This window comes from Amaricoccus sp., from assembly GCF_017993425.1.
GTDB lineage: Bacteria > Pseudomonadota > Alphaproteobacteria > Rhodobacterales > Rhodobacteraceae > Amaricoccus.
In genome coordinates this window covers 21,051-28,061 of sequence record NZ_JAGOMQ010000042.1, presented here as the reverse complement: position 1 = coordinate 28,061, position 7,011 = coordinate 21,051, and the positions used below count along the sequence as shown (strand labels likewise).

Genomic DNA, 7,011 nt, shown 5'->3' with positions numbered 1-7,011 from the left:
TCCCGCGCCGCCAGCGACGCCTCCACCTCGGCGAGCTTCGCCTCCAGCGGCGCCAGCCGGCCGAGCGCCGCCTCCACCGCCAGGTCCTTCTGCGCATGCAGCGCCGCGAGACGCTCCGAAAGCTCCGCCAGCGGCGAGGGGGTCGCCTCGAGGCTGGCGAGGCGCGCCTCGAGGACGCCGCGGGCGCGCTCGGACGCCTCGAGCCGGCCCTCCAGTCCCTCGAGGAGCTGCCGCGCCTCGGCCGGGGCGCCCATCTGCTCGAGGACCCGCAGCCGCGCCCGCAACTGGTCAAGTCCGGCAAGCGCGGTCTCGAGGCTCGCCCCCTTGTCGCGCACCAGCCCGAGGATCTGCCCCGCCATCGCCTGCAGCCGCTCGGCCTCGGCGCCGCCGCCGGCCTCCAGCCGGGCGGCGAGCGCGACCTGCGCCGCCTCCAGCGCCTCCATGCGCAGCTCGAGCCGCCGCGCCGAGGCGCCCGGGTCGACGGCCGGCCCGCAGGCGGCGCCGGAAGCGGGGGTGGGAGACGCCACGGCCGGCGCGGCCGCCACGATCGCGCCCGCGGAGACCGGGTCCCGGCCCGGCCGGCGCGGCCGCCCGCGCGCGGCGCGCGCCCCGAGGGCCGCGAGCCCGATCGCCCCGACGACCCAGGCCGCGGAAGTGAAGGACAACGGCTCCATGCTCAGCCTCGCTCCGGCCCATGCTCTCGCGCCGCGGGATCGCCGGCGGCGCGGGCTTCACATGGCGTCGGGAATGGTTAGGGGCCGGTTAACCGCGCCGGGACGATCCGGCGCCCGCTCCCCCACGGCCGGCGCCATTCCGGTGGCGCGCGCCGCCCGCTTCCCATATCTTCCGCGCCGATCGTTTTCCCGAGTTCCCGGTACCCCGCGATGACCCTGCCCACCTTCCTGATCGTCGGCGCCCCCAAGGCGGGCACCACCACGCTCTACGAGCACTTCCGCAGCCATCCCGAGATCTTCATGCCCCGGCTCAAGGAGCCGCGCTTCTTCTGCCACGACGGCCGCGGCGACCGGCTGAAATACCCGGTGCAGAGCCGCGAGGAATACGAGGCGCTCTTCGCCGAGGCGGGCGAGGCGAAGGCGATCGGCGAGGCGACGGTGCACTACCTGCGCCACCCGCAGGCGGCGGCGCGCATCCACGAGATGCTGCCCGAGGCGCGGATCATCGTCTCGCTGCGCGACCCGGTGGACCGCTCCTACTCGGCCTTCCAGATGAACCAGCGCAACCACGCCGCCAACGAGGGCCGCTCCTTCGTCGAGGCGATCCGCAGCGATCCGGTGCTGCAGGACACCTACCACGAGCACCTCGGCCGCTACTTCGCGCTGTTCCCGCGCGAGCGCATCGCGGTGATCCTGCTCGAGGACCTCGAGAACGCGCCGGGGCCGACGCTGGCCGGGCTCTTCGGCTTCCTCGGGGTCGACACGGGCTTCGCGCCCGACCTCGGCAGGGTCGCCAATCCCGGCGGCGAGCCGCGGAGCAAGCTCCTGCACGGGCTCCTGTCGGACAAGCGGCTGATCTCGGCGAGCCGGCGGCTCCTGCCCGAGGCGGTGGTCGCGCCGCTCAAGGCGCTGCGCGCGAGGAACCTCGAGAAGCCGCCGCTGCGGCCCGCCGATCGCCGCGTCGCGCTCGACTTCTTCCGCGACGACATCGAGCGCACCCAGGACCTGATCGGGCGCGACCTCTCGCACTGGACGCGCGCCTGAGCCGGCCGAAACGTTAACCAAGGATTAACGGAAAAGGTCGCGTTAATCCCGTTTGGCGTTGAAGTCGTTCGGGTTTGGGCGTATCTCCCGCATGTGGGTAGAAGGGGGCTTGTTCTGTGTCTGTAAAGGTTTCGCGTTTCTGGAACGCACTCGGTTCCTGCGTGCTCGCGCTCGGGATCGGCTCCGCCGCCGCCGCCGCGACGATCGACGTCAGCTACTTCGGCCGCGGCCAGGCCGCCGAGGCCAAGGCCGCGCTCGACGCCTTCCAGGCCGGCACGGACGGCACGATCGGGCCGAAGCGGCAACTGAAGTCGGCCACGATCGAGAACTTCAAGGGCTTCGCCGCCTGGAACGGCGCCGCGGGCGCGGCCGATCCGACGACCAGCGTCGGCGCCTTCGCCGCGCTCGGCGGGCACGGCAAGGGCGGCACCGCGGTGAACGGCGGGACGGCGCTGCAGGTGCGCAACTACTTTCCGGAGAACTGGGGCCGCTTCGATGTCGGCGCCGCCGACGGCAACTGGCTCGACAGCAACGACACGCTCGGCATGCGCTGGGACGTCGCCACGGGCGGCAAGTTCAACGCGCTCGCCTTCCTGCTGACCGACGTCGCCGACGTCGGCGCGAAGTTCACCATCAAGGTCGGCGACACGCTCTATTCGCAGGTGATCGGCGCGGGCGGCAAGCTCGCCAACGGCTCGATCCACTTCGTGCGCATCCTGCTGCCCGAGACCATCGAGAACCTGGTGGTCGAGCTGCGCAACGACCGGCTGAACGACGGCTTCGGCATCGCCGGCGCCACCGTGCAGCACATCGCGCCGGTGCCGCTGCCGCCGGCGGTCCTGCTCCTCGCCTCGGGCGCCGTGGCGCTCTTCGGCGTGAGCCGCCGCCGCCGCGCCGCCGCCTGACTCTGCGGCCCCGCCCCTGCGCGGGAGGCCGTCCGACGGACCTTCCGGCCCCCGCGGCGCGCCAGCGCCGCGGGGGCCGCGCCGTTTCGGGAGCTCCGAGGCCCGAGGCCGCGGTTTCCCGCGTGAAAATCCGGTCAAGGCATTGAAATCGCTGCCGCCATCCCTTGCGGAACGGCGCCGCGCCTGGCGGCGGGCGGCCGGGCTTGACCGACTGCTGCGGCGCGCGTAAACGGGCGCGCACGCCAGACGTGCGGCGGAGTAGCTCAGCTGGTTAGAGCAGCGGAATCATAATCCGCGTGTCGGGGGTTCAAGTCCCTCCTCCGCTACCATCCATTCCCTGACGCCAACGGCCCTCGGCCCCGATCCGCGGCCGGGGGCAAGACGGCGCGAAAGCCGCTTGCCCGGGCGGGGCGGGGCAAGCGGCGGAAAAGGCGGGATTTCATCTGGCTGGAACGCGGCCGGAATCGGGCTGGAATCCGCCTTGCCGCTTTTTCAGGATTCGACAAGGTTTCGGCGCGAGCCCGGCGCCGGGCCGGCATGAAAGGTCCTCGCCGGCCTTTCGGCCGGGACGACGACCGGGCCGGCCGGAACGTGGCGCCCCCGCTGGCAGCGGGCGCTTCGGACCCGCCGCGAAGCGCCCGGGATCGGGCCGGTCGATGCGGCATCACGACGGATGCCGCTCTCGCCGTCCCCCAGGTTCCGGTGGGACGGGCGGCCTCAGTAGTAGCCGTGCTCGTGCTCCATGTAGCGGCACATGTTGAGAACGACGCCGAGGAGCTTGCCGCTCTCGGCGAGCTCGTGCTCGCAGCGGTCGACCTCGTCGAGCCGGCTCTTCTCGGCGCCCGCGATCAGCAGCACCGCGTCGAGATGCGGCAGGAAGGCCATCGCGTCGTCGTTGGCGAGCATCGGCGGCAGGTCGTAGAGGATCACGTTCGGCGCCAGCGCCGCGCGCATGCCGGCAAGCGCCCGGCCGGCGGAGGCGCTCAGGAACAGGTCGCCCGACTGGCGCGAGGGCGTCGTGCTGCCGCCGATCGCGAGGTTCGGTCCCGCCCGCATGAAGGTCTCGCCGAGATCGGCGCCGCCCTGCAGGAAGGCCGCCATCGAGCGCTCGCCCGGCAGGCCGAGCTCCTGGGCCACCGAGGGCCGGCGCAGGTCGACGTCGGCGAGCACGACGCGCAGGTCGGACTGGTGGGCGAAGCTGAAGGCGAGGTTCATCGCCACCGTGGTCTTGCCGCAGCCGACCGTCGGCGAGGTGATCCCGAGCGCGGTCCAGCCCTGGGCGTGCAACGAGCGCAACGCCTTGGTGCGCATCATGTCGAACACGGCGTGGGCCGGATCGACGTCGGCGTAGGTGACGACGCGGGCCTGCTCCATGCGCGCCGCATCGGGGATGAATTCCGCCAGCGCGGCCCACGTCTCGCCCGCCCCGGCGCGGGGCGCCGGGGCGGAGGCGGACGCGGGCTGGCGGGCGGCGGGCGCGGTCTCGACCTCGCCGCGGGCTACCTTGGCCTTCTGGATGGCGGCTTGGATGCGTTCCATCGATCGTCTTCCCGAAAGGCCGGCCCCCGTCGGGAGGCCGGCGCGTGTCTCCGCGGCGGCGCCGTCGCGCCGGCGTCTGCTGTCGCGGCGGCGCGGGCGCCGCCGCAAGGCCCGTCAGATCTCTTCCGGCTGCTCTTCGAGCCCGAAGATGATGCTGTCGAGCGGCTTCACGAAGGTGTGCACGGCGAGGAGGCCGAGCGGCACGCCGATCAGGATCAGCGCCAGCGCGCCGACGATCAGCCGCCGGCGCCAGCGCAGCTCGCCCTCGGTGCGGATGAAGGGCACGGTGGCGAAGGGCTCGGCCCCGAGCCGCCGGGCGATCTCCACCGGGCGGCGGATCGAGCGGTTGAGCAGCTCGAGCAGCACGACGACGCCGAGCCCGAGCCCGACGCCGCCGACGACGCCCGCGCCGGCGATCAGCTTGCGGTCGGGCTCGGAGGGCGAGGTCGGCTCGACGGGCGGCTGGATCAGCGTGAAGCGCTCGCCCTTGGAGAGCACCTCGATGCGCTCGCCGACCGAGGCCTGGCCGAGGCGGGCCATCGCGCTCTCGTACTGCGCCGAGAGGTTGGCGAGTTCGCGCTCGAGCCCGCCGAGCGTCATCTCGTTGACCGGCGTCGCCTGGATCGAGGCGTCGAGCGCGGCGAGGTTGCCGGCGATCGTCGCCTTCTCCTGGGCGATGAAGTCGAGCCGGGCGACGATCGGGGCGAGCTCGAGGTCGAGTTCGGAGGTCTGGGGCGCCGGCTGCCCGTCGGGCCCCAGCGTCGCGCGCGCGGCGCGCTGCTCGGCGACGAGGCCGTCGAGCGCGGCGACCCGGCCCTCGAGCAGCCGGATCTGCGGGCTCGACGGCGCGTAGATCGCGCGCTGCTGGATCAGCTGGCTCTTGAGGTTCTCGAGCTCCTGCTCCTCGGGGCTGAGCGCGATCGAGCCGGTCCGGCCGGTGCGCTCGAAGACCCAGGCGACGGTGTCGCGCTGGTTCCGCAGCGCCGCCTCCTCGCGCTCGAGCGCGAGCAGGCGCTCCTGCTCGGTCTGCTGCCGGGCGCGCCGGGCGTTGAGGCTGTCGGGGAGCGCGTCGACGTTCGCGGTCTTCATCTCGGCGATCTTCGCCGACTGGCGCTCGATCTCGCCAGCGAGGCGCTCGACCTCGGCCTGGAAGAACTCCGCCGTGCCGCCGGCGCGGTCGGTGCGCAGCCGCACGTTCTCCTGGAGCACGAGGTTGACGAGCTCGTTCGCGCCCTTGAGCGCCAGCGCCGGGGTGGGCGCGGAGAAGGCGACGCCGAGGATGGTCGCGCCGGGCAGGCCGCGCATCCGCGTCACGTCGGGCACGAAGCCGATGAACTCGATGCGGCTGGCGAGGTCGCCCGCCATGGCGGTGGAGGTCATTTCCGGCTGGTCGACGTAGAGCCCGATGCGCTCGGCGAGTTCGACGAGGTTGGTGCGCGTCATGATGCGCTGCTCGATGATCTGCGCCTGCTCGTAGGGATCGACCTCGACGGTGGTCTGGGCGAGGTCGCCGGGGATCTGCTGCGGCTCGACGAGCATGCTCGCCTGGCTGCGGTAGACGGGCGGCAGGATCATCGCGACGGTGACGCCGACCGCGACGACGAGGGCGGCGACGACGAGGAAGTACGGCAGCCGCCGCAGGAACACCTGGAAGTAGTACTTGAGATCGATATCGGGCATCGCCCCGCTTTCCCTGGCTGTCGCCCGAGGGCGACCATCGTGAGACCTAATCGCCGCCGCCCCGGACGGCCATCCTGTTCTTCGGCCGTCCCGGGCCCCCGTCAGACGACCATCTTCAGACGACCATCTTCAGGTTGCCGTGGGCCCGGCGATCCTGGACGACCTGCTGGATCACGCCGGCGTCCACCTTCTCCAGCCCGTCGGTGAAGGCGTAGACGAGCGCGTAGTCGCAGATCTGGTTTACGAGCCGCGGCACGCCGCGCGAGGCGGCGTGGACGCATTCGCTGGCGGCCGGCGTGAAGATCTCGCGCGTCGCGCCCGCGACCTTCAGCCGGTGGCGCACGTAGTCGCGCACCGCCTCGGCCGACATGCCGGGCAGGTGATACTCGGCCGCGACGCGCTGCGCGAACTGCACGAGGCGCGGTTCGGCGACGAGGTCGCGCAGCTCCGGCTGGCCGACCAGCACGAGCTGGAGGAGCTCGTCCTTGTCGGCGTTGATGTTGGAGAACATGCGCAGTTCCTCGAGCGTCTCGAGGCTGAGGTTCTGCGCCTCGTCGAAGATCAGCATCGTCCGCCGCCCGGCGGCGTATTCCGCGATCAGGAAGTCCTGGAACTGGGCGAAGAGCCGGACGTAGGTGGCGTCCGTGTCGGTCTGCACGCCGAGCGCCATCAGCACCCAGTGCAGGAGTTCGCCGCGGTTGCCCTGGGCGTTCGAGATCAGCCCGACGGTGACGTCCTCGGGCAGCGAGCGCAGCAGGTGGCGCAGGAGCGTGGTCTTGCCGGCGCCGATCTCGCCGGTGATCACGGTGATCGGGGCGTGGGTGAGCAGCCCGTATTCCAGCATCGCGTAGGCGCGGGCGTGATTCTCCGACCAGTAGAGGAAGTCGGGATCGGGCAGGAGCGTGAACGGGCGTTCGGTCAGGCCGAAATGGGCGGTATAGATCGTGAGGCTACCCGACATGCCCATCCCGCACCAGCTCACTCGACCGCGGGAGAACTACCCCGCCCCACGACGGCGGGAACGGACGGTCCCGCGCGCATCAGCGCGCTACATACCGTCATCCGCGCCGGTTATCATCCCCTTAATTTGGTAAAGATCCCGTGGGCGACAAGGCGCGCCGGAACCCGTGTCGCGAGGGTCGCAGCAGGCCCGTTCACGGGGAGGGCGC

General features: G+C 72.1%; 5 protein-coding genes, 1 tRNA gene and 1 pseudogene. 3 read left to right on the top strand and 4 right to left on the bottom strand.

Translation table 11 applies throughout. The features are described 5' to 3' along the window. Positions 1-674 (bottom strand): annotated as a pseudogene (locus tag KBB57_RS16615) (hypothetical protein); the annotation flags it as partial. 210 nt (positions 675-884) lie between these two features. On the opposite strand from KBB57_RS16615, the gene KBB57_RS16610 reads away from it, so the two are divergent. The 3 genes from KBB57_RS16610 to KBB57_RS16600 all read left to right on the top strand — a co-directional run bounded on the left by KBB57_RS16610 (position 885) and on the right by KBB57_RS16600 (position 2,952). Continuing rightward, positions 885-1,718: a sulfotransferase gene (locus KBB57_RS16610; protein WP_290752540.1), complete on the top strand. Its 834-nt coding sequence runs from the start codon at positions 885-887 to the stop codon at positions 1,716-1,718. 161 nt (positions 1,719-1,879) lie between these two features. Beyond that, complete coding sequence (locus tag KBB57_RS16605; RefSeq protein ID WP_290752537.1) at positions 1,880-2,623, top strand: hypothetical protein; 744 nt, start codon at positions 1,880-1,882, stop codon at positions 2,621-2,623. 252 nt (positions 2,624-2,875) lie between these two features. Further along, positions 2,876-2,952: transfer RNA gene (locus KBB57_RS16600), tRNA-Met, on the top strand. Positions 2,953-3,340: 388 nt separating this feature from the next. Here the strand turns inward: KBB57_RS16600 and KBB57_RS16595 are convergent. The 3 genes from KBB57_RS16595 to KBB57_RS16585 form a co-directional block, all read right to left on the bottom strand. Further along, the gene (locus KBB57_RS16595) at positions 3,341-4,162 is read right to left on the bottom strand and encodes a CpsD/CapB family tyrosine-protein kinase (protein ID WP_290752534.1); all 822 of its coding nucleotides are present in this window, start codon (positions 4,160-4,162) and stop codon (positions 3,341-3,343) included. A 114-nt stretch (positions 4,163-4,276) separates the two neighbouring features. Beyond that, a complete protein-coding gene (locus KBB57_RS16590; RefSeq protein WP_290752532.1) occupies positions 4,277-5,842 on the bottom strand; it encodes a Wzz/FepE/Etk N-terminal domain-containing protein in 1,566 nt (521 codons plus the stop codon). Positions 5,843-5,957: 115 nt separating this feature from the next. Further along, positions 5,958-6,803: an AAA family ATPase gene (locus KBB57_RS16585; protein ID WP_290752530.1), complete on the bottom strand. Its 846-nt coding sequence runs from the start codon at positions 6,801-6,803 to the stop codon at positions 5,958-5,960. Positions 6,804-7,011: the final 208 nt, after the last annotated feature.

Excerpts from the sequence above, each read along its gene's own strand:
- KBB57_RS16610 (WP_290752540.1), top strand. The coding sequence starts at position 885 with ATGACCCTGCCCACCTTCCTGATCGTCGGCGCCCCCAAGGCGGGCACC.
- KBB57_RS16590 (WP_290752532.1), bottom strand. The coding sequence starts at position 5,842 with ATGCCCGATATCGATCTCAAGTACTACTTCCAGGTGTTCCTGCGGCGG.
- KBB57_RS16585 (WP_290752530.1), bottom strand. The coding sequence starts at position 6,803 with ATGTCGGGTAGCCTCACGATCTATACCGCCCATTTCGGCCTGACCGAA.
- KBB57_RS16595 (WP_290752534.1), bottom strand. The coding sequence starts at position 4,162 with ATGGAACGCATCCAAGCCGCCATCCAGAAGGCCAAGGTAGCCCGCGGC.